This is a genomic window from Ancylobacter gelatini (assembly GCF_022601675.1).
GTDB classification, from domain to species: domain Bacteria; phylum Pseudomonadota; class Alphaproteobacteria; order Rhizobiales; family Xanthobacteraceae; genus Ancylobacter; species Ancylobacter gelatini.
In genome coordinates, this window is record NZ_JAKVIL010000001.1 from 446,670 (window position 1) to 466,701 (window position 20,032).

General features: G+C 64.1%; 24 protein-coding genes and 1 pseudogene. 18 read left to right on the forward strand and 7 right to left on the reverse strand.

What is annotated here, in order from left to right; all coding sequences use genetic code 11:
- Window positions 1-32 precede the first annotated feature (32 nt).
- The 3 genes from MKI84_RS02280 to MKI84_RS02290 all read right to left on the reverse strand — a co-directional run bounded on the left by MKI84_RS02280 (window position 33) and on the right by MKI84_RS02290 (window position 2,373).
- Window positions 33-950 (reverse strand): alpha/beta hydrolase, encoded by a 918-nt coding sequence (locus tag MKI84_RS02280; protein ID WP_241616325.1) that lies wholly within the window; start codon window positions 948-950, stop codon window positions 33-35.
- The gene (locus MKI84_RS02285) at window positions 947-1,612 is read right to left on the reverse strand and encodes an SDR family oxidoreductase (protein WP_241616326.1); all 666 of its coding nucleotides are present in this window, start codon (window positions 1,610-1,612) and stop codon (window positions 947-949) included. The genes MKI84_RS02280 and MKI84_RS02285 overlap by 4 nt, the downstream gene beginning before the upstream one ends.
- 62 nt (window positions 1,613-1,674) lie before the next feature.
- On the reverse strand, window positions 1,675-2,373 hold the full coding sequence (locus MKI84_RS02290) for a type 1 glutamine amidotransferase domain-containing protein (RefSeq protein ID WP_241616327.1): 699 nt from the start codon (window positions 2,371-2,373) through the stop codon (window positions 1,675-1,677).
- A 149-nt stretch (window positions 2,374-2,522) separates the two neighbouring features.
- Here MKI84_RS02290 and MKI84_RS02295 point away from each other — a divergent pair, with 149 nt between their 5' ends.
- Entirely contained in the window at window positions 2,523-3,488 is a 966-nt protein-coding gene (locus MKI84_RS02295; RefSeq protein ID WP_241616328.1) for a LysR family transcriptional regulator, read from the forward strand.
- Window positions 3,489-3,935: 447 nt separating this feature from the next.
- Window positions 3,936-5,042 carry a Gfo/Idh/MocA family protein gene (locus MKI84_RS02300; protein WP_241616329.1) on the forward strand — a complete coding sequence of 369 codons (1,107 nt, stop codon included), beginning with the start codon at window positions 3,936-3,938 and terminating at the stop codon, window positions 5,040-5,042.
- Window positions 5,043-5,454: 412 nt separating this feature from the next.
- On the opposite strand, the gene MKI84_RS02305 is transcribed toward MKI84_RS02300, so the two are convergent.
- The 3 genes from MKI84_RS02305 to nikR all read right to left on the reverse strand — a co-directional run bounded on the left by MKI84_RS02305 (window position 5,455) and on the right by nikR (window position 7,373).
- Window positions 5,455-5,790 (reverse strand): FUSC family protein, encoded by a 336-nt coding sequence (locus tag MKI84_RS02305; RefSeq protein ID WP_281063187.1) that lies wholly within the window; start codon window positions 5,788-5,790, stop codon window positions 5,455-5,457.
- 63 nt (window positions 5,791-5,853) lie between these two features.
- Window positions 5,854-6,753, reverse strand: coding sequence for a LysR family transcriptional regulator (locus tag MKI84_RS02310; protein WP_241616330.1), 900 nt, complete (start codon window positions 6,751-6,753; stop codon window positions 5,854-5,856).
- 146 nt (window positions 6,754-6,899) lie between these two features.
- Entirely contained in the window at window positions 6,900-7,373 is a 474-nt protein-coding gene (gene nikR, locus MKI84_RS02315) for a nickel-responsive transcriptional regulator NikR (protein ID WP_241616331.1), read from the reverse strand.
- A 185-nt stretch (window positions 7,374-7,558) separates the two neighbouring features.
- Here nikR and MKI84_RS02320 point away from each other — a divergent pair, with 185 nt between their 5' ends.
- The 16 genes from MKI84_RS02320 (at window position 7,559) to MKI84_RS02395 (ending at window position 19,877) form a co-directional block, all read left to right on the forward strand.
- Window positions 7,559-8,293, forward strand: coding sequence for a DUF4198 domain-containing protein (locus MKI84_RS02320; protein WP_241616523.1), 735 nt, complete (start codon window positions 7,559-7,561; stop codon window positions 8,291-8,293).
- A 9-nt stretch (window positions 8,294-8,302) separates the two neighbouring features.
- Window positions 8,303-8,917: a cobalt transporter CbiM gene (gene cbiM / locus MKI84_RS02325; RefSeq protein WP_241616332.1), complete on the forward strand. Its 615-nt coding sequence runs from the start codon at window positions 8,303-8,305 to the stop codon at window positions 8,915-8,917.
- Complete coding sequence (locus tag MKI84_RS02330) at window positions 8,914-9,471, forward strand: cobalamin biosynthesis protein CbiL (RefSeq protein ID WP_241616333.1); 558 nt, start codon at window positions 8,914-8,916, stop codon at window positions 9,469-9,471. The genes cbiM and MKI84_RS02330 overlap by 4 nt, the downstream gene beginning before the upstream one ends.
- Window positions 9,472-9,491: 20 nt before the next feature.
- Window positions 9,492-10,181: a cobalt ECF transporter T component CbiQ gene (gene cbiQ / locus MKI84_RS02335; RefSeq protein WP_241616334.1), complete on the forward strand. Its 690-nt coding sequence runs from the start codon at window positions 9,492-9,494 to the stop codon at window positions 10,179-10,181.
- Entirely contained in the window at window positions 10,178-10,885 is a 708-nt protein-coding gene (locus MKI84_RS02340) for an energy-coupling factor ABC transporter ATP-binding protein (protein ID WP_241616335.1), read from the forward strand. Before cbiQ ends, MKI84_RS02340 begins: the two co-directional genes overlap by 4 nt.
- A gap of 221 nt (window positions 10,886-11,106) precedes the next feature.
- The gene (locus tag MKI84_RS02345) at window positions 11,107-11,409 is read left to right on the forward strand and encodes an urease subunit gamma (protein WP_241616336.1); all 303 of its coding nucleotides are present in this window, start codon (window positions 11,107-11,109) and stop codon (window positions 11,407-11,409) included.
- A gap of 19 nt (window positions 11,410-11,428) precedes the next feature.
- Entirely contained in the window at window positions 11,429-11,839 is a 411-nt protein-coding gene (locus MKI84_RS02350; RefSeq protein ID WP_241616337.1) for an urease subunit beta, read from the forward strand.
- Between the two features lie 33 nt (window positions 11,840-11,872).
- Window positions 11,873-13,591, forward strand: a complete 1,719-nt coding sequence (locus MKI84_RS02355; protein WP_241616338.1) for an urease subunit alpha — start codon at window positions 11,873-11,875, stop codon at window positions 13,589-13,591.
- Window positions 13,592-13,651: 60 nt separating this feature from the next.
- Entirely contained in the window at window positions 13,652-14,035 is a 384-nt protein-coding gene (locus tag MKI84_RS02360; protein ID WP_241616339.1) for a fluoride efflux transporter FluC, read from the forward strand.
- Between the two features lie 10 nt (window positions 14,036-14,045).
- Window positions 14,046-14,426 (forward strand): CrcB family protein, encoded by a 381-nt coding sequence (locus MKI84_RS02365; RefSeq protein ID WP_241616340.1) that lies wholly within the window; start codon window positions 14,046-14,048, stop codon window positions 14,424-14,426.
- Between the two features lie 24 nt (window positions 14,427-14,450).
- The gene (locus tag MKI84_RS02370) at window positions 14,451-15,140 is read left to right on the forward strand and encodes an urease accessory protein UreE (RefSeq protein WP_241616341.1); all 690 of its coding nucleotides are present in this window, start codon (window positions 14,451-14,453) and stop codon (window positions 15,138-15,140) included.
- A 41-nt stretch (window positions 15,141-15,181) separates the two neighbouring features.
- On the forward strand, window positions 15,182-15,862 hold the full coding sequence (locus MKI84_RS02375; protein ID WP_342593610.1) for an urease accessory protein UreF: 681 nt from the start codon (window positions 15,182-15,184) through the stop codon (window positions 15,860-15,862).
- A 27-nt stretch (window positions 15,863-15,889) separates the two neighbouring features.
- Window positions 15,890-16,537 (forward strand): urease accessory protein UreG, encoded by a 648-nt coding sequence (gene ureG / locus MKI84_RS02380; protein ID WP_241616343.1) that lies wholly within the window; start codon window positions 15,890-15,892, stop codon window positions 16,535-16,537.
- A 3-nt stretch (window positions 16,538-16,540) separates the two neighbouring features.
- Window positions 16,541-17,476 carry an urease accessory protein UreD gene (locus tag MKI84_RS02385; protein WP_241616344.1) on the forward strand — a complete coding sequence of 312 codons (936 nt, stop codon included), beginning with the start codon at window positions 16,541-16,543 and terminating at the stop codon, window positions 17,474-17,476.
- A 16-nt stretch (window positions 17,477-17,492) separates the two neighbouring features.
- Window positions 17,493-18,509 carry an urea transporter gene (gene yut / locus MKI84_RS02390; protein ID WP_241616345.1) on the forward strand — a complete coding sequence of 339 codons (1,017 nt, stop codon included), beginning with the start codon at window positions 17,493-17,495 and terminating at the stop codon, window positions 18,507-18,509.
- A 126-nt stretch (window positions 18,510-18,635) separates the two neighbouring features.
- Window positions 18,636-19,877: an ammonium transporter gene (locus tag MKI84_RS02395; RefSeq protein ID WP_241616346.1), complete on the forward strand. Its 1,242-nt coding sequence runs from the start codon at window positions 18,636-18,638 to the stop codon at window positions 19,875-19,877.
- 32 nt (window positions 19,878-19,909) lie between these two features.
- Here the strand turns inward: MKI84_RS02395 and MKI84_RS02400 are convergent.
- A pseudogene (locus tag MKI84_RS02400) lies at window positions 19,910-20,026 on the reverse strand (IS5/IS1182 family transposase); the annotation flags it as partial.
- Between the last annotated feature and the right edge of the window lie 6 nt (window positions 20,027-20,032).

Below are 20,032 nucleotides of genomic sequence, written 5' to 3' on the forward strand. Positions count from 1 at the left end.
CGCAGGGGCGCCCACTGAATGGAAAAAACAACTTAAGGAGTTTTCACGAAGCGGCTGATAGCATCCACCACGCCGGGCGCGAGTGCTAGATCGGCAGCGGCATAGGTCGCGAGGTTGGCACCGGGTTCGTCGGAGGTGACTTGTTTCAAGACATGGTTTGTATCCGGCAGGGTGACGAGCGTCGCGTGCGCCGCCGCCTGCAGTCGCTCGGCATCAGCGACTGATACCTGAAGGTCGCGCTGCCCTTGAAGGATCAGTATCGGCAGTATCGTATTGGCTGCCAGTACGGCGGGATCCAGTGCGAAGATGCTGATGAGGAACCCCTGCACGGCAGGATTGAACAAGGGTGTGAGCGCTGGCTGTAACTCGGCTGTGTTGACGTACCGCCCGGCCGAAAGTTCGTCGATTGCCTGATCGGCCGCGTTCAGGAACGGCGCATTGGCGGGATTGGCGCGCAACTGCTCCTTGAGCACGTTGCCGAGCGGTCGCCCCGCCGTGGCGATGAGAATCAGGCCGCAAAGATGGTCCACCTTCCCGGCAGCCGCGAGCGCGACAAGGCCTCCTTCGCTATGACCGAGCAGCCAGACGCATTGCGCGCCCGTCCGCGCCCTGATCGAACGGATCCAGGCATCGGTGTCGTGGACATAATCGGCGATCGTCACTGCATTTGCGTCGGGGACGGCGCCCTGGCTGCGGAACATGCCGCGCTTGTCGATGCGCACGCTGCCAATGCCCTGTTCGGCCAGACCTTCCGCGAGCAGGCGATACGGCGCGGCGCGTATACCCAATGGGCTGTTACCGTCTTGGTCCGTGGGGCCAGAGCCAGGGATCATCAGGATTACCGGCGCATCGCTTGCCGGCATGATCATCGTCCCCCGCAGCGGCCCATTGGGACCAGTCGCTTCTATATCGCCGCTAGCCTGCGCGAGGGTGCCCACAGACGCGCTCATTGTCCGTCGCCGCCTGCGAGGGAGTTGACGGCTTCCGCAATCGGTGTCGATCCGCCGGTTACTTCCAGGATTGATCGGCTGACATCGGGGCGAGCCATCAGAGCGATGAGCGTATCGGCCACATCGTCGCGTCGGATCTTCTGGTGGACCTTCGCCAGCCCCAGATCGACGGTTCCGACGCCCGGCTCATTCGTGAGCGCCGAGGGCCTCAGTATTACCCAGTCGAGAGCCGTGAGCACGATCTGAGTTTCCGCCTTCTTCTTCTCGACCATGTAATGCTCGAAATCGTCGTCCATCCGCCGCTCGCGCCACGCTTCGGGGAAGACGGAAACGAGATAGAACCGGCGGACGGCAGCGATCTCCATCGCGCGCGCGACCTTGCCGGGACCGTCGCCATCGACGGCGGCTGTGGCCTCGGGGCCATCCCGGCCCCCGGCGCCGGCGGTAAACAGCACGATGTCATGGCCTTTGATCGATTGGGCCAAGCGTTCCGGCGTGTCCTTGGCGACGTCCCCGAGGACGGCGCCGATACCCCGGCGGGCCAGGGCGGCCGCCTGCTTGTCGCTTCGGACCATTCCGGTGACCGTGTGGCCCTGCGCGACCAGGCGATCCGCAACCCGGCCGCCGACGCCACCGGTGATCCCGATGATATAGACAATCATCTTCTGTCTCCTTGGCCGAAGGCGAACTCCGCCACGCTGTCATGGCGGAGCGCGGTGTCCGTTCAGACGGTCCTGAACGTGCCCTCGCTTAGTGCGGCGATCAGCACGCGCGCCGCTTCCTCCGAGGAGGCGGGGTTCTGCCCGGTGATGAGCTGGCCATCCACGACCGTGTGGACGCCCCAGTCCTTGACCTTCGAGAATACGGCCCCAAGGCTCAGAAGCTCGTCCTCGACCAGGAACGGCACCACCTTGTCGAGCCCCACCGCCGCTTCCTCGCTGTTGGTGAAACCGGTCAAGTGGCGGCCGCTCACGAACGGGCTGCCATCAGCCTTCTTGACCCGATGCAGAACGCCCGGGGCATGGCAGACCAGAGCGATGGTCTTGCCGGCGGCGATGAAGGATTCGATCAGGCCGATGGAGGTCTCGTCTTCCGCCAGATCCCACATCGGGCCGTGTCCGCCGGGGTAGAACACCGTGTCGAAGTCGTTCTGGTCGACGCTGTCGAGGCGCACCGTCCGGGCGAGTTGCGCATTGGCGGCCTCGTCGGCGGTGAAGCGACGCGTGAGGTCGGTCTGGAACATCGGCTCGTCGCTCTTGGGATCCAGCGGCGGCTGCCCGCCTTTGGGAGAGGCCAGCGTGATCTCGGCCCCGGCGTCCTTGAACGCGTAATAGGGAGCCGCCAGTTCCTCCAGCCAGAAGCCGGTCTTCTTTCCCGTATCGCCGAGCGTGTCGTGCGACGTGAGTACCATGAGGACTTTCATTGCACCGTATCCCTTGTCTGATGCCATCGCCGGGGCTCGTCTGTCGGGCCTGCCGTGCGGGCTATTCGTTGGAGCGAATATGGCCCCAAGTGAATTATTCAAGAAATTTACTTCTTTGATTTCAGTTATTGGTATTTCTATATAACTGGATGAAGTACGACCTGAACCTGCTCCCGGTGTTTGTCGCTCTGATGGAAGAGCGCAGCGTCACGCGCGCTGCGCTGCGCCTCGGCATCACCCAGCCCGCCCTTTCCAACGCACTGAACCGGCTGCGGGACACGCTTCGCGATCCGCTTTTTGTTCGGGAACGGTATGGCATCCGGCCGACCCCTCTCGCCGAAGAGATCGCGTCGACCATCGAGGCCGCTCTGGCGCAACTCGACGCCATCATCGTGGACCAGCAGGAGTTCGACCCCGGTACGGCAGAGCATCTGTTCGCCCTGGCGCCCAACAGCTACGCGGAACTGGTGCTGATGCCGGCGCTTGTGATGAAGCTCCGCGATCTGGCGCCCGGGATCAGGATACAGCTGACACCTTTCGGCAATGATCTGGCCGACACTGGCGTCATCTCGGGCACCACGGCCATGGTGCTCGGCCGGATCGTCGACCCGCCCGACAATCTGGTTCTCCAGCATCTCATGGATGATGGTCTTGCCTGCGTCGTGCGGGCGGATCATCCAATTGTGCGAAACGTGATCACCCGGAAGATTTATGAAAGCCTGAAGCATGTGAACGTCCTTCCGCCGGGTCGCATTCGTGCTGGCCTCCACCAGGCGCTTGGTCAGCAGAACCTGAAGAGGAACGTGGTGGTCTCGGTCACCCACTTCATGGCCGTGCCGGAAATGATCGCCGTAACGGATTACTGCGCGACGCTGCCCATGCTGATCTGCCGGGCGTTGGAGCGGGATGCCCGCTTGAAGGTGCTTCCGGCGCCGGTCGATCTTGGTACGTTCCCGGTCCAGATGGGATGGCATGTCCGCTATCGGCACGATCCCGCACATCGATGGCTGCGAACGCTGATCGGTGAACTGGCGGCAGAACTGATGGGCGGGCTGCGTGCACCCCAGAAAGCGATCACTCGTCCTCGCGGCGCGACCAGCCCGAAGGAGGGGTGATAGAGGGAATGCCCGACCTCGGACGGCAGATCGGCTCGGCCTGCTTTCAGCCCGTCAATCCGCGTCACATAGTCATAACGGGCGTGACGTTCGATAATGTTGAGCAGATCTGCGAATGTCGGTTTCATCATTGAAGCCACCCGTCCTGCATCGGCGACCGGGATGACCGTCTGTGGTGGCCGCCAGCGGTGGATCGATGGCCCAACCCACTCTCCTCGCCAGATCATCAGCCATGCATGCCGCGCACTACGCAAATCCCATCAACAACACGCTGGATTCTCTCATACGGCACAGCGACCTGGATGCCGCTAGCGCCGGCATCGCTGAATGAGAGTGGCGAGCTAGTCGATGATAGGATCCGCTTAGACCACGCCACACGCAGATCCCTATGTTCCAGGAAACCGCGCGGGCCGAGAGCCCGGCTGCGGAACTCCCGGAGCATGGAACATGACAAACAGGAAATTCGGCGTCGGCATCATCGGTGCGGACACGAAGGCCAGTTGGGCGGCCGCCTCACATATACCGGCGTTGCAGTCGCAACCGCGACTTGTTCTGGCGGCAGTGGCGACACGAAGGGAAGAGAGTGCAAGGGCTGCCGCCGAAGCTTTCGGGGCAGAGCGCTGGTTTGCCGATCCTTACGCGATGATCTACGACGACGCTGTCGACCTCGTCACGGTCGCCGTGAACGTTCCTGCTCACAAGGACCTGGTGCTCGCGGCACTCGCGGCCGGGAAGGCGGTCTACTGCGAAAGCCCTCTCGGCTCGACTTTGGCCGAGACCGAGGAGATGGCGGCTGCCGTCGGTTCGTTGCACACCGCGATCGGGCTGCAGGGGCGCCAGAACCCCGCCGTCCGCCGGGCAGCGGAGATGATCGCAGCCGGAAATCTCGGCCGGCTGATGTCGGCCCGGGTCGGCGCCACGACGTTCGGTTACGGCCCGGAGTCGCCGAAGGCTTATGACTACTTCAACAAGGCCGCCTCGGGCGCGAGCTTCATGACCATCACGGTGGGGCACGTGCTGGATGTCGTCGAGGCCCTGCTCGGCGAGATCACCGAGGTCGACGCGCGCACCGAGCTGCCCTGGCCGGAGATCAGGATCGTCGATACTGGCGAGACATCCGTTCGCGAAATCCCCGATCATCTGGATCTCATCGCCAAGACCTCGAGCGGCGCGCCGGTTTCCGTCCAGATCCTGGCCGGCGTACCGGCGGATGAAGCCAACTTCGTTTTCGAGATCCGCGGCTCGAACGGATGGCTCAAACTTACCGGCAACCACCTCGCGGGTGTTCAGGTCGGCGACCTTACCCTGTCTTCCAGCCTCGAGTTCGCCAAGCCCGATGCCCCCATAGCCTCCGGTGTGGGTCCAACAGCCGCCGATTTCTGGGCCGGTGCCGCGATCAATGTGGGAGAGGTCTATGCCTGTCTCGTCCGTGATCTGGCGACCGGCACTTACGACACGCCGGGCTTTTCTCACGCGCTCCACAACAGCCGCCTCGTCGCCATGGTTGAGCGGGCGGCACGGACGGGCGAACGCCAATTCGCCGTAGGATCCTGAACAATTGGCAAGAGATCGACTACGCGATATTCGCAAGCCGGGAAAAAGCGGCCTGTTCGTCTCGGAGTGGCCTTCGGGGCAATGACCTTCCGGGGCTCCGGCGGGGAGGGGGGAAGGTCGGCACGCTTGGCCAAGACGAGGCCGATGTGCTGGTGTGCGGGCCGCACGGGAAGCGGCATCAATCTTTTCGACACGGCAAACGTCTATCCCGACGGATGCAGCAGGGATATTCTGGGCTAGCCCTTCCGAACGTCGGCTTACCTACCCAGGGACGACGACGCCGCGGCCACCAAGGCGGCGTCCTCCATCTGCCGGGGGTCAAACAGGCGCGGCGGATTGCGGCGTTGGCCAAGGCGCTGTGTGCGCCTTGAGCCGAGGCTGGTATCTCCCAACCGCTCCCGCCGATGACAATTTATCGAATGGCGGCTTTCCGGCTTGACCAATGGCTAGGCGAACGACCGAAATGGCGGCGCAAAGCGGCCGTTGGTAACGCGGTGCCGTTTTGGATTATAGCCGGCCCTGTGATGTGATTTGGCGGCGGGTAACACTGACGTTGCCCCCAACGTCGATCCAGCGGCGCGGATCGTTCCCGCAGGCGAGGCGCGCCTTTGGCCAGCGCCGCTCCGGCGGACGTCTGGGGAAGCAGATAGACCGTCAGGATCGCCCATTGCGGTTCCGGGGGTTCCAGCCAGTACGCAATGGCGAGCGCGGCGATCGCTGCGATGGCGAGGCGCGCCGAGACGGCCAGATTTCGCTAGTCCGGATTTATCGTGAAGGCGGGCCATGCGAGGGCCGTCAACCTGGTCGCTTCCTACCCAACGCCCCGTATTCCTTCACTTTCCACGCCCGTCGACCGCTTGGCCACTTCGCTCAGAACGGCTCGGAACGCGTCGACGGCGGGATCGATCGCACCGAGATTGCCTTCGATGACATAGGTGAGCTTACCAAGGGGCGGCAAATCCGCCGCTTCGGGAACTTCTTCCAGGACCGTCTTCTTAAAGCTCTGTCCGATCGCCATGACGCCAAGGCCGGAGCGTGCGGCGGCGATGACTCCGAGCAGGTTGCTGCATTCCGCAACGTCGATCCAGGCGCGGCCTCGGGCGAGCAGCGCGCTCTCGGCGAGCGATCGCGTCAGGCTCGGCTTCAGGTAGGTTATGAGCGGCACCGGATCGGAAGGTTTCAAATCCAGGGATCGGTGCCCGATCCACACCAATTGCTCCTGCCAGAGCGCGCCTCCGCTCGAAGCGCCGTGGCTCTTGCCCAGAATGACGTCGACCTCATGCGAGCGCAGCACGTCCTGTAGATGCTCATTGCGGCCGGTGATGAACTTCAGGCCGAAATCCGGGAACTGCGCGCGGAAGATGCCGAGCACTTCCGGCAGTCGGGTTCGTGCAAATTCGTCTTCGATTCCGACCTTGAGAACACCCTTCAGTCCGGGCTGCGCGAGGCGCAGGCGCGCCTCCTCGGATATGGCCAGCATCGAGCGGGCGTAGATCAGCATCGCCTCGCCGTCGGTGGTGAGATTCACCTGCCGGGTGGTGCGGTGAATCAGCTTGCGATTGAGGCGCTTCTCAAGGCGGGCGATCCGCTGGCTGATGGTGGATTGCGACGTCCCGATGTCTTTGGCGGCGAGACTGAAGCTGCGCCTGGTCGCGACGACGTCAAATGCGCGCAACTCATCTGTATCGATGAGACTGCCGTGTTCCTGCATGGGATGCCAGCCTGTGCGTTTCGCGTGTTGCCGATCCTTATGCATGACGGATCATGCAGGTGACCAGCGTTACCGGCGGCACCCCGGCACTTATCGCGAGGATGGATAAATACCCGGCGATTGCTTCGTCCTTTGGCCCGATCGCCTCAGAAACCGCTCAGGACCCGCAAATGGCGGTGCTCATGGCTGTGGCCGGTCGGGTGGGCATGCGAATGCCGTTCCTCGGCGATCGGGATCAGGCTGAGCGCGCCATGGAGCACGCCCCGCTCGGTGAACAGCGCCTCGGCATAGGCCGATACTTCGCCAACCCGCCCCCGCATCAGCATCACATCGATCGAGGTGGTGTGGTCGAGCGGGGTCGACAGCACCGCGATCGTCTCGTCATGCCGGTCGAGCCGGCCCTGAGGCACACGGGTCGCGAGGTTGCGGACGGACTGGTCGATGGTGCAGCTGACGACGCCGAAGCAGTGGGCCTCGGCCGGCGCCTCGCGGCGCGCGGACAGCCCGCGGCGTACCAGATCGCGTATCGCCTCCGACCGATTGGCGGCGCCGACGCTCTCCATATAGGCGTCGAGCGCGGCAGCGAGATCGTCGTCGATCGCAATGGTGGTCCGTTGCATGGCGAATAGCTCTCCCATCTCCTCCGAAGGATAGGCCGATGAAGAAGGCCGCACAATGAATCCATCCGGGAAACCCTTGCCCGATCACGCGAAACGGCTAGTATGATATATATGTAGGAATTTCATACATGGAGTTTGCCGTGACCGGTCTTCCCGCCACTCTCGGGCGTTACGCCGCCTGTCTGATGCTCGGTTCGACGCCGGCACTCGCCCATTTCCAGGAGATCATTCCGTCCGCCGATGTCGTGCCGGAGGGCGGCAGCGTGACGGTCGACATGGTCTTCACCCACCCCTTCGATGGCGGCCCGGTGATGGAGATGAAGCGCCCGGTGCAGGTGGGCGTGCTCAGGGACGGCAAGAAGACCGATCTTTCGGGCGCGCTCACGGAGAAGCCCGTCGGGGGAACGACAGGGTGGACGCTGAGCCATGACGTAAGCGAGCCCGGCGCCGCGATCTTCTATGTCGAGCCCCAGCCCTATTTCGAGCCGGCCGAGAACAAGCAGATCATCCACTATGCCAAGGTGATCGTGGACGGCTTCGCGTCCGGCGAGGGGTGGGACGACCTCGTGGGCCTGCCGGTCGAGATCCGTCCGCTGACCCGGCCAACCGGGCTGTGGACGGGAAACCAGTTCTCCGGCGTCGTTCTGAAGAACGGCGAGCCGGTGCCCTTCGCCGAGATCGAGGTCGAGTTCATCAATGACGGCACGGTGAAGGCGCCGAACGATGCCTTCATCACCCAGGTGATCAAGGCCGATGCCAACGGCACCTTCTCCTATACCATGCCGCGCGGCGGCTGGTGGGGCTTTGCGGCGCTGGTCGAGGCCGACAAGCCGGGCGAGTCGCCGGATGGCAAGGATGTCGCGATCGAGGAGGGCGGCCTGATCTGGGTCAAGACCACCGATATGCCCGGCACGAAGTGAGGATGGCCCATGGCCCACATCCCTGACGGACTGCTCTCCGTGCCGGTGCTGCTCTGCGGTGCCGGCGTGGCGGCTGCGGGCGTGGGGCTCGGGCTGAGGCGGCTCGACGACCGTCTGATTCCGCGAGCGGGCATCCTCGCTGCGGCGGTGTTCGTCGGCTCGCTGGTCTCCATTCCCGTCGGCCCGTCCAGCGTCCACGTGCTGCTGAGCGGGCTGATGGGCCTCATGCTCGGCACCGCCACCTTCCCGGCGGTGCTGGTCATCCTGCTGCTGCAGACGCTGCTGTTCGGCTTCGGGGGGCTGACGACGCTGGGCGTCAACACGGTCAATATCGCGCTGCCGGGTGTCCTGTTCGCCCTGCTGCTCGGCCCGGCGATACGGCGCACCGGCCATGCCGCGACGCGGGCCGCGCTCGCCGGCCTCGTGGGCGCGCTGTCGGTGGCGGGCACCGGCGGTCTCGTGGCGCTGTCGCTCGCTGTCTCATCCTCGGACTACACGCCGGTCGCGAAGGTGCTCATGGCCACCTATGTGCCGCTGATGATCGGCGAGGCGTTCGTCACGGCGACGATCGTGACCTTTCTCGCGCGCGTGCAGCCGGACGCGCTGCGGCCGGCAACTTCATGAAGCGCGCCGTCCTCGCGCTGCTGCTCGCGCTCGCCACCGTCTCGCCGGCGAGCGCCCACAAGCTGAAGGTGTTCGCCACGGTCGAGGGGCAGACGGTCCGGGGCTACGCCTTCTTCATCGGCGGCGGTCGCCCGGAAGGCAGCCCCTGGGTGGCGAAGGAAGCCGCCGGCACCGTCATCGCCTCCGGCACCACGGACGCCGAGGGACGCTTCGCCTTCGCGCTGCCTGCCGCCATCGCGACCGATCTGACCGTGACGGTCGACACGCAGGAGGCCCATGTCGCCTCCGCGACGCTGGCGGCGACCCGGCTGGCCGGCGCTCCCTCGCTCGTTCCACCCGCCGCCGCACCCGCCGCCGGCGCGGCCGATGTGGCAGTGGATGACGCACGACTTGCCGCCCTGATCGCCGGCGCGGTGCAGAAAGAGATCGAGCCGATGATGGAGCAGTTGGAGGCGATGGACGCTCGGCTGCGTTACACCGACATACTGTCCGGGGTATTCCTGATCATCGGCCTCGCCGGCATCGGCCTCTGGATGCGGGGGAGGCGGCGCTGATCACGCCCGGCGATCCGCGGTTGCGCCTGGTCGCGGCGCTCATTGCCGTTGCGGCAATCTCACTGCTGCACACGCTGCCGGTCGCCATCGCCGTGTTCTCGCTTACCGCCGTCGTCGCGGCGTTGCACCGGCCCGAACGCCGGCTCTGGCGCCGGCTTCTGCATGTCGAAGCGTTCATTCTGCTGCTGTTCGTGACGCTTCCCTTCACCATGGCCGGTCCCACCGTCGCCACCTTCGGGCCGCTCCATGTCAGCAGCACCGGGCTGTGGCGCGCCACGCTCATCGCGCTGAAGGTGTCGACCTCCGTGTTGATTCTGCTGGTCTTTCTCGGCGGGATGGAGCCGGAGCGGCTGGGCTCGACCCTTCGGGCGCTGCACGTGCCGGAGCGGCTTAGCCGGCTGTTCGTCATGACGGCGCGCTATGTCGGCCTCATCCGCGACGAGGCGCGCCGGCTGACCGAGACCATGCGCGCGCGCGGTTTCCGCCCGCGCTCGAACCGCCATACCTGGCGCAGCTACGGTCATCTGCTCGGCATGATACTGGTGCGCGCGCTCGAACGCGCCGAGCGCGTGGAAGAAGCCATGCTGTGCCGGGGCTATGCCGGCCACTATCCCCATTCGCCGCTGCCCGCGCCCCGCCATCGCGACTGGGCCGCCTTCGCGCTGGTTTCCGGCGCCGCCATTCTCGCACTGATGGTCGATCGCCTATGAGCCCGCTTCTCGAACTCGCCGACCTCACCGTCATGCGCGGCGGCACGACCGTGCTGACCGGCGTGGATCTCACGCTGTCGCGCGGCGAACGCCTCGCCTTGATCGGCCCGAACGGCGCCGGCAAGACGACGCTGCTGCGCAGCATCATCGGGCTCGAACCGATCGGAGGCGGCCGTATCCGGCTTTTCGGCGAGGACTGCACGACGGAGCGCGCATTCCGGAAGTTCCGCCCGCGCATCGGCTTCCTGTTCCAGGACAGCGACGACCAGTTGTTTTGTCCGACAGTCATCGAGGATGTCGCCTTCGGGCCGCTCAATCTCGGCCTTGGCGAGGCGGAAGCGCACCGACAGGCGATGGCGGCGCTCGAAGGTCTCGGGATCGGCCATCTCGCTCAGCGCATCAATCACCGGCTCTCCGGCGGAGAAAAGCGGCTCGTATGTCTCGCGGGTCTGCTCGCCATGAAACCCGACGTGCTGATGCTCGATGAGCCCACCAATGGGGTGGACGCGGAGAATGGCCGCCGGTTGCGGCAGGCGCTTCTCGACTATGCCGGGGCCCTGCTGCTCGTCTCGCACGATTCTCATTTCGTGGCGGAACTGGCGACGGGCGCGATGGTCGTTCAACACGGCCGTCTGATACCGGCAGAAATCCATGACCACGCTCATATGCACCAGCACCGCCACATACATCTGGAGCACGACTAGAGCGGGTATAATGAATTTAGCCGGGAATTTTTGCTATCTGCAGCGTGATATTTTCCCGTCGAACGGCCACTTATTTCAGTTCGCGATAATTAGACGGCACAACTGTTTGACACTGGTGCCGGCGTAAGGCTCTCTGTTATCTAAGGGGCGCGATCACGCAGATCGACCCGGCTTGCCCTTGCGGCACGGCCGGAGGACCGTGTTTGTCGAGGGATACGCCGATGCACTTTACGCCAAGGGAAATCGACAAGCTCATGATCTACACGCTCGCGCAGGTGGCGCAGAAGCGGAAGGATCAGGGACTGAAGCTCAATCACCCGGAGACCGTGTCGCTGATCTCCGTCGCCGCGCTGGATGGCGCGCGCGCCGGCAAGACCGTCGAAGAGGTCATGGAACTCGCCGGCAAGGCGATCACCCGCGATGACGTCATGGAAGGCGTCGTGGAGATGATCCCTTATGTGCAGGTCGAGGCCGTGTTCACCGACGGCAGCCGCCTCGTCACCGTGCACAATCCCATCAAGTAGCCGCGCGAGGGATGTCATCATGAGCAAAGACCAGAAGAAGGCTCCTGTCGGCGGGCTCGTCCTCGCGGAGGGCGACATCGAGATCAATGCCGGCTATCCGACCACGACGCTGAAGGTGCGCAACACTGGCGATCGTCCCATTCAGGTCGGGTCGCATTTCCATTTCTTCGAGGTGAACGCCTCGCTGGAATTCGACCGTGAACAGGCCTTCGGTAAGCGGCTGAACATTCCCGCCACCACGGCGCTGCGTTTCGAGCCGGGTGACGAGAAGGAGGTTGTGCTGGTTCCCTATCAGGGCAAGCAGCGCGTGCTGGGCTTCAATGGTCTCGTCAATGGCTGGGTGGGCGACGAGAACTACGACGATTACCGTCCGCGCCTTACGGACGCTCTGGAGCGTGCGAAGCGCTACGGTTTCAAGAGCAAGTCGTAATGAGCCGCAACATTCAGGTAATGGAGCTCTGAGATGGCAAAGATCTCGAGGCAGCAATATTCAGACCTTTACGGCCCCACGACCGGCGACAAGATTCGGCTCGCTGACACCGATCTCTATATCGAGATCGAGAAGGACCTGCGCGTCTATGGCGAGGAAGCCGTCTATGGCGGCGGCAAGACGCTGCGCGACGGCATGGGCTATGACAATGAACTGACCAGCGCGGCCGGCGCCCCCGATCTCGTCATCACCAACGTCACCATCGTCGACGCCGTGCAGGGTGTCATCAAGGCGGATGTGGGCATCAAGAACGGGCTGGTCTGCGCCATTGGTAAAGCCGGCAACCCGTCCACCATGTCCGGCGTCACGCCGGGTCTGGCGCTTGGGCCGGGCACGGACGCGATCTCCGGCGAGCATCTCATTCTGACGGCCGGCGGCATCGACGCGCACGTCCACTACATCTCGCCCCAGCAGGCCCTCGCCGCGCTCTCCAACGGCGTCACCACCGTGTTCGGCGGCGGGGTCGGGCCTACCGACGGCACCAACGGCACCACGATCACGCCCGGTACCTGGAACATCGAAATGATGCTCCGCTCGTTCGACAGCTGGCCGGTGAATGCCGGCGTGCTCGGCAAGGGCAATGGCTCGGCGCCGGTTCCGCTGGAAGAGCAGCTTCGCGCCGGCGCGGCGGGCCTCAAGATCCATGAGGACTGGGGCTCGACCCCTGCCGCGATCCGTAACGCGCTGACAGTCGCCGATAATTACGACGTTCAGGTCTGCATTCACACCGACACGCTCAACGAAGCCGGCTTCGTGGAAAACACGATCGCCGCCTTCGAGGGACGCACGATCCACACCTACCACACGGAAGGCGCCGGCGGCGGTCACGCGCCGGACATCATCCGGGTGGCGGGGCTCTCGAACGTGATCCCCAGCTCCACCAACCCGACGCTGCCCTACGGGATCAATTCCCAGGCCGAATTGTTCGACATGACGATGATCTGTCACAATCTCAGCCCGAAGATCCCCACCGACGTCGCGTTCGCCGAGAGCCGGGTGCGCGCCGAAACCATCGCGGCCGAAAACGTGCTGCACGATCTGGGGGCGATCTCGATCCTCTCCAGCGACAGCCAGGCCATGGGGCGCATCGGCGAGAACTGGACGCGCACCATCCAGACCGCCGATCTGATGAAGCTGCGTCTGGGCGCCTACAAGGGCGACACCTCGGGCAACGACAATGAGCGCGTCCTGCGCTTCGTCGCCAAGGTGACGATCAACCCCGCCATCGCGCAGGGCGTGGCCCATGTGATCGGGTCGGTCGAGGTCGGCAAGATGGCCGATCTGGTGCTCTGGGAGCCCGCCTTCTTCGGCGCCAAGCCGAAGATGGTCATCAAGGGCGGCATGATCTCCTGGGCGCTGATGGGCGATCCCAATGCTTCGCTGCCGACACCCCAGCCGGTGATCTACCGGCCCATGTTCGGCGCAATGGGGTCGGCGCTGCCCCGGACCCGCATCACGTTCACGTCGCATGTCGCCATCGAGGACGGGATCGTGGACCGCTACGAGCTGAAGTCCCAGGTCGTGCCGGTTTATGGGACGCGGACCATCACCAAGGGCTCGATGGTGCGGAACAACACGCTGCCGGTGATCGAGGTCAATCCGGAGACCTTTGCCGTTACGGTCGATGGCACCCATGCCACGATCGAGCCGGCGACCCGTCTCCCGCTCACCCAGCTCCACTTCTTCAGCTGAGCCTCGCATCGTCCTGTGGAGGGGCGTGCCCCTCCACATAAACTCGATGGCACGAAGCCGATGCATGCAATCGATATTCTGTGGGTCGGTCTGGGAGGGGGTGTCGGCTCCCTGCTGCGCTGGCAGGTGGGACGTCTCATCGAGCAGTGGGTCGGTGCGGCGTTCAAGGTCAGCACCTTGTTCATCAATGTCTCCGGCGCCTTCGTCATCGCCTATATCTCCGCATTGCTGTCCATGGGTTGGGAGGATCGCTTCGGCAGCGTCATCGCGTCGTTGGTGCTGACGGGCGTGCTGGGCGGTTACACGACCTTCAGCACCATGCAGCTCGACGCCGTCGAGATGGCCGAGGCCCGGCACCATGTGCGGGCGATGCTGTATCTCGTCACGTCGGTCGGGCTGGGCCTTCTCGCCGCGGGAGCCGGCGTGATGCTGGCACGGGCATAGGAGACGGAAGATGTGGCTGCCACCGATCATCGTCTTCGTGGGCGGAGGCCTCGGGGCGATCACCCGCGAACTGTCCATGCTGACGCTCGGCCGCTACAGCGCGGCCTTTCCGGTCGACATCTTTGCGGCAAACATCCTCGCCTCATTCCTGCTGGGGCTCGTCTTCGGTCTTCATCGGGCACGCCGCGCCTCGGACCATGTGACCCTGCTGGTTTCGACCGGCTTTTGCGGCGGCATGTCCACCTTCTCGACCTTCATCTTCGGAGCCTATTCGGAGATGACGACCGGCCAGCTGGGCCTTTCGCTTGTCTACATCCTTGCCAGTCTCGTCATCGGCTACAGCGCTGGCTGGCTAGGTCTTCGGGCCGCGACGCAACTGCGTCGCGCCTGAGGCCACGTCTGTTTGGAGGCACACATGATTCTCGTCGAGAGCACGCTCGGCAATCTCAGCGATCCGCTCTGGCAGCAGCGGGCCGCGTCCGGCACGGTGGACCTGCTGGTGCTGGAGCAATGGGAGGCGCCGAAGAGCCGGCTTCGCAAGGCGACCGGAGGCGGGATCGAACTCGCCATCTCGCTGCCGCGCTCCGAGCACCTGCAGGACGGCGATGTGCTGCACTACGATGAGGCCGCGAACATCATCGTCGCCGCCCGCATCGCGCTCAAGGACGTGCTGGTCATCGAGCTCGAAGGCATCGAGAAGCTGTCGCCGGCCCAGATCCTGCGTACCTGTTTCGAACTGGGCCATGGTCTTGGCAACCAGCACTGGCCGGCGGTGATCAAGGACACCACCGTCTACGTGCCGCTCTCCGTCGACCAGAAGGTCATGGCGTCGGTCATGCGCACCCATGCCTTCGAGCATGTGAAGACGCATTTCGCGCCGGGAGCGGAAATCGCGGCCAAGCTGGACGCCCGGGAGGTGCGCCTGCTTTTCGCCGGGGCCGACGCAACGCCGCACCACCATCATGGTGGGCATGGCGATTCACATGACCACGACCAAGGGCACCACCACGGTCACGATCATCATGATCATGTTCATGAGCACGGGCATTCGCATGGCCATGATCATTCGCATTCCCACAGCCATGCTCATTCGCCGGTGAAGTGATGACCGATGACGGCGCGGGCAAGCGTGGCAGTTCTGCCGGAATGGTGCATCTGGCGCGCCTGCTGCAATTCTCGGATTCCACGCTTCCGATCGGGTCGTTCGCCTTCTCGAACGGGCTGGAATCCGCGTTGCAGACCGGCGTCGTCTCCGATCCGGAAAGCCTGCTGAAATATGTCGACCTCATCCTCAGGCAAACCGCGCGCATGGACGGCATCGCCCTCCTGCATGCCCATCGCGCGGCGCTGGCGGGGGATTACGAGACGATCCTCGAAGCCGACAGCGAGCTGTTCTGCCGGCGCGTCGGCGAGGAGCAGCAGCTTATGCTGACCCGCGTCGGCAAGAAGTTCGCCGAGCTGGTGCTGAAGATCATGCCGTCGCCGACGCTCGAACGCTGGCTGGGCGACATCAAGGCGAACGCGACGCCAGGCTGTCTTCCCATCGGCCAGGCGCTCGCGCTCGCCCATATGGGCGTCGACGAGGTCGAGGCCTTCGTCATGCACCAGTACGGCATCGCTTCGATGATCCTGAGCGCTGCGCTGCGGCTCATGCGTATCGACCATGTCGACACGCAGCGCATCCTGTTCACGGCACAGGGGCGCGTCGAAGGCGACTATCTCGCCGTGCGCGATTTCTCGCTCGACGAGATGGCCTCGTTCGCTCCCGTGTTCGACGTCCTCGTCGCGCACCATACGACCACCCATCTCCGCCTGTTCATGAACTGAACGCGGTATCGGCAAAGGAAGCGGGTCATGAAAAAGATCACACGCATCGGCATCGGTGGGCCGGTCGGCTCGGGCAAGACGGCCGTCATCGAGACCATCACCCCGCGACTGATCGACCTCGGCATCAAGCCGCTGATCATCACCAACGACGTGGTGACGACCGAGGACGCCAAGCAGGTGCGCCGCACGCTGAACGGCATTCTGATCGAGGAGAAGATCGTCGGCGTCGAGACCGGCGCGTGCCCGCATACCGCCGTGCGCGAGGACCCGTCGATGAACATCGCGGCCGTCGAGGAACTGGAAGAGAAGTACCCTGACAGCGACGTGATCCTCATCGAATCCGGCGGCGACAACCTGACACTGACCTTCAGCCCGGCGCTGGCAGATTTCTACATCTACGTGATCGATGTCGCCGCCGGTGACAAGATTCCGCGCAAGAACGGCGCCGGCGTCTGCCAGTCCGATATCCTCGTGATCAACAAGAAGGATCTCGCCCCCTATGTCGGCGCGAGCCTCGAGGTGATGGACCGCGATTCCAAGCTGATGCGCGGCAAGAAGCCGTTCATCTTCACCAACTGCAAGACCGGCGAGGGGATCGACGACCTGATCCGCCTCATCCTCGATATGGCGCTGTTCGACGTGAAGGTCACGCCGCCCGCGACGGTGGATGCCTAGGACATGACGCTCCACGAGCAACTCGGCCGCCTCGACGCGGCGCGCGAGCTCCGCGATTTCAAGTCCGAGCCTGCCCAGATGCGGGCGGCGGGACCGGGAAAGGTCGGCGAGTTGCGTCTGGGCTTTTCGCTGCGCAATGGGCGCTCGATCCTGCACGACCTCTATCGCGTGGCGCCGCTGCTCGTGCAGCAGGCGCTGTACTGGGACGAGGCGATGCCGGAACTGCCGATCTGCTCGATCATCTCGATCGGCGGCGGCATCCTGCAGGGCGACCGGTACAAGATCGACATCTCGGTGGGCGAGGGGGCCTGTGCTCACGTCACGACGCAGAGCGCCAACCGCGTCCACCGGATGGACGCGAACTACGCGTCCCAGCATCAGACGGTGACGCTGGAGGGCGGTTCCTATCTGGAATATCTGCCCGATTTCACCATTCCCTACCGCGACTCCCGCTTCATCAACCAGACCGACATCGTGATCGCGGAGGACGCCACGCTGCTCTATGGCGAGATGATGCTGGCCGGCCGCAAGCATCATCATGCCGACGAGCGGTTCGGGCTCGATCTCCTCTCCGTCGCGGTGGCGGTGCGCCGGCCCGGCGGCCGCAAGCTCTTTGCCGAGAAGATTCTGATCGAGAAGGGCGACACGTCGATCGATTACCCCGCCGTGATGCAGGGCTATGACGCCTTCGCCAACATCATGTGCCTGACGCCGCCGCCGGTCGCCGCCCGCATCAAGGAACGGTTCGAGGCCCACTTCCCGAGCGAAGCGCCGCGGGCGATCTCCGGTGTCAGCCGCCTGCCCAATGATGCCGGCCTGATGCTGCGCGCGGTGGGCGTGGAGACCTATGACGTGCGCCACGAGGTGCGCCGGTTCTGGCGCATCGTCCGCGAGGAGGCGCGCGGCCGGACACTTCCTCAGGAATTTCTCTGGCGCTGACCGAAGGACCGCAGCCATGGCCAAGCAGAAAAGCAATGTCGTCACCGACGTCCTGAAGGGAACCAGTCAGGTCTTCTTCATGGAGAACTCTGTCACGGGCGTCCTGTTTTTCGTGGCCATGGCTTATGCCTCCTACGTTTCCGGCGTCTGGGCGACCACGATCGGCGCGGCGGTCGGCGTCATCGTCGCGACGCTCACCGCAAGGCTGCTGGACTGCGACGAGGCCTCTGTCGCCTCGGGTCTGTTCGGTTTCAACGGTGTTCTTGTCGGCGCCGCCCTGCCGACCTTCATCGCCGCCTCGCCGCAGCTGTGGGTCTATGTGGTGGTCGGTTCCGCGGTCAGCACCGTGGTGACCGCCGCCTTCAGCGCAACGCTTACCGCCAGATGGGGCATTCCAGGCTCTACGGGCCCGTTCGTGCTCACTGGCTGGCTGATGGTCGCGGGCGCCTATTCCTTCGGCGGCCTGCACGTCACCGGCGACGCCCCCAGGCTCGCGACCGATTATGTGCAGGGGATTTCGTCGATTCCCCAGCCGATCGAGCTGGTGCAGATCTTCTTCCGCAACATCGGTCAGGTTTATCTGCTGGGTGCCGAGATTTCCGGCGCGATCATTCTTCTTGGTATCTTCATCGCGTCGATCCGGGCCGGTATCGCCGTCGTTGCCGGCTCGGTGATCGCCATGGTGGTATCGATCGGCATGGGCGCCGATCCGGCCGTGGTCAGCCAGGGGCTCTACGGGTTCAGCCCGGTACTGACCGCGCTCGCCGTCGGCATGATCTTCCTGGAGGCTTCGCCGAAAGTGATCGCTTACGCGGTGCTCGCGACCATCGCCACGGTTTTCGTGCAGGGCGCGCTCGACGTGATGGTGGCCCCCGCGGGCATTCCCTCGTTCACGGCTCCCTATGTGCTGACGATGTATCTCTTCATCGCCCCGAAGAAGCTCATGGCGCCGCACCCGCACAAGCCGGTCGCGGGTCACATCGTCGGCCACGAGCATCGCAAGTCGGCCTCGCCCGCGTCCAAGGCGGCATGAGCCCGAGGCGAAGGGTCGTGAAGACCGCTGGAATCAAGACGACGGCCGTGTTGCCGCCGTCTCAGGCTGCCGCCGCGCGCAGCGGGATGGGACTATCCCGGCGCGTATTTTTGAAAGGGTGACGCGATGCAGGCTATAAACGCGGGCGATACCGCCTTCATTCTCCTGTGCACCGCTCTGGTGTGCATGATGACCCCGGCGCTGGCGCTGTTCTACGGCGGCCTCGTCAAACAGCGCGACATGCTGTCGATCATGATCCAGAACTTCGTCTGTATGGGGGTGGTCGGACTGATCTGGGTTTTTGGCGGCTTCAGCCTTGCCTTCGGGCCGGACATTGGTGGCGTAATCGGCAGCATCGTGCCCTATTTTGGCATGTACAATGTCGGCATAGCGCCCAATCCGGATTATGGGCCGAGCATTCCCTTCATCATGGTGTTCGCCTATCAGATGATGTTCGCCATCATCACCCCGGCGCTGATGACCGGCGCTTTTGTCGGGCGGTTCCGCTTCGGGGCCTATCTCTTCTTCATCGCCTTCTGGACCATTTTGGTCTATCTGCCCGCCGCTCACTGGATCTGGGGTGGCGGCTTCCTCGCGAAGCTCGGCGTGGTCGATTTCGCCGGTGGCATCGTCATCCACACCGCCGCGGGCTTCTCGGCGCTTCTGACGGCTGCCTATCTCGGTAAGCGTAAGCTGGCGCCGGGGGAAAGCGAATCCGAGCCGGCCGCGCTGCCGCTCGTGGCGCTAGGCGCTGGCCTTTTGTGGTTCGGCTGGTTCGGCTTCAACGCAGGCGGCGCCTATGCGGCCGATGCGCTGGCAGCCTATGCCTTCACTAACACCATGCTGGCCGGCTCGATCGCCATGCTGGTGTGGATGTTCTGGGAGTGGCGGGGAAATGGCCGGCCTTCATTCTCCGGCGTGCTGGTCGGCGCGGTGGCGGGATTGGCCACCATCACCCCGGCCTCGGGTTATGTCGAACCGATGTCCGCACTGTTGATCGGTGCCGTCGGTGCTACCGTCTGCTACCACGCCAAACATGTACAGAACTGGCTGAAGATCGACGATTCCTTGGAGGTCTGGCGGGCACATGGCGTCGGCGGCGTGACCGGCGCGCTGTTGATCGGGGTGTTGGCCAGTCCGCATATCAACGAGGTGTCCGCAGGCATTTACCAGCTGGGTTTCCAGTTCCTCGCCGTGGTGATCGTTGCCGCTTATGCCAGTATCGTCACCTATATACTTCTGAAGGTACTGGATGCGATGGGTATTCTTCGGGTTTCGGAGACTATCCAGGAAGAAGGTCTCGACAAGCCGCTCTATGGCGAGCGCGCCTACAGTTTCTGGAACATGGATCGCGGAAAGCCGAAGTGATTCTGGTAGGAGAGGCGGCTTAGGCTCAGCACTCATAGCCAGAACAGGACGGTTGTGGCGAGGACTATGGTGGAGAGGAAGGCGGGCGGGCAGCAATCATATCGGGTTGCTGCCCGCCGCCAGTCTTTCAGGCGCCCGAAAACCTGTTCTTTATT

Bases quoted from the DNA above. Each gene is read 5' to 3' on its own strand.
- MKI84_RS02280 (WP_241616325.1), bottom strand. From the start codon at position 950: ATGAGCGCGTCTGTGGGCACCCTCGCGCAGGCTAGCGGCGATATAGAA.
- MKI84_RS02285 (WP_241616326.1), bottom strand. From the start codon at position 1,612: ATGATTGTCTATATCATCGGGATCACCGGTGGCGTCGGCGGCCGGGTT.
- MKI84_RS02290 (WP_241616327.1), bottom strand. From the start codon at position 2,373: ATGAAAGTCCTCATGGTACTCACGTCGCACGACACGCTCGGCGATACG.
- MKI84_RS02295 (WP_241616328.1), top strand. From the start codon at position 2,523: ATGAAGTACGACCTGAACCTGCTCCCGGTGTTTGTCGCTCTGATGGAA.
- MKI84_RS02300 (WP_241616329.1), top strand. From the start codon at position 3,936: ATGACAAACAGGAAATTCGGCGTCGGCATCATCGGTGCGGACACGAAG.
- MKI84_RS02310 (WP_241616330.1), bottom strand. From the start codon at position 6,753: ATGCAGGAACACGGCAGTCTCATCGATACAGATGAGTTGCGCGCATTT.
- nikR (WP_241616331.1), bottom strand. From the start codon at position 7,373: ATGCAACGGACCACCATTGCGATCGACGACGATCTCGCTGCCGCGCTC.
- MKI84_RS02320 (WP_241616523.1), top strand. From the start codon at position 7,559: ATGCTCGGTTCGACGCCGGCACTCGCCCATTTCCAGGAGATCATTCCG.
- cbiM (WP_241616332.1), top strand. From the start codon at position 8,303: ATGGCCCACATCCCTGACGGACTGCTCTCCGTGCCGGTGCTGCTCTGC.
- MKI84_RS02330 (WP_241616333.1), top strand. From the start codon at position 8,914: ATGAAGCGCGCCGTCCTCGCGCTGCTGCTCGCGCTCGCCACCGTCTCG.
- MKI84_RS02340 (WP_241616335.1), top strand. From the start codon at position 10,178: ATGAGCCCGCTTCTCGAACTCGCCGACCTCACCGTCATGCGCGGCGGC.
- MKI84_RS02345 (WP_241616336.1), top strand. From the start codon at position 11,107: ATGCACTTTACGCCAAGGGAAATCGACAAGCTCATGATCTACACGCTC.
- MKI84_RS02350 (WP_241616337.1), top strand. From the start codon at position 11,429: ATGAGCAAAGACCAGAAGAAGGCTCCTGTCGGCGGGCTCGTCCTCGCG.
- MKI84_RS02355 (WP_241616338.1), top strand. From the start codon at position 11,873: ATGGCAAAGATCTCGAGGCAGCAATATTCAGACCTTTACGGCCCCACG.
- MKI84_RS02360 (WP_241616339.1), top strand. From the start codon at position 13,652: ATGCATGCAATCGATATTCTGTGGGTCGGTCTGGGAGGGGGTGTCGGC.
- MKI84_RS02365 (WP_241616340.1), top strand. From the start codon at position 14,046: ATGTGGCTGCCACCGATCATCGTCTTCGTGGGCGGAGGCCTCGGGGCG.
- MKI84_RS02370 (WP_241616341.1), top strand. From the start codon at position 14,451: ATGATTCTCGTCGAGAGCACGCTCGGCAATCTCAGCGATCCGCTCTGG.
- MKI84_RS02375 (WP_342593610.1), top strand. From the start codon at position 15,182: ATGGTGCATCTGGCGCGCCTGCTGCAATTCTCGGATTCCACGCTTCCG.
- ureG (WP_241616343.1), top strand. From the start codon at position 15,890: ATGAAAAAGATCACACGCATCGGCATCGGTGGGCCGGTCGGCTCGGGC.
- MKI84_RS02385 (WP_241616344.1), top strand. From the start codon at position 16,541: ATGACGCTCCACGAGCAACTCGGCCGCCTCGACGCGGCGCGCGAGCTC.
- yut (WP_241616345.1), top strand. From the start codon at position 17,493: ATGGCCAAGCAGAAAAGCAATGTCGTCACCGACGTCCTGAAGGGAACC.
- MKI84_RS02395 (WP_241616346.1), top strand. From the start codon at position 18,636: ATGCAGGCTATAAACGCGGGCGATACCGCCTTCATTCTCCTGTGCACC.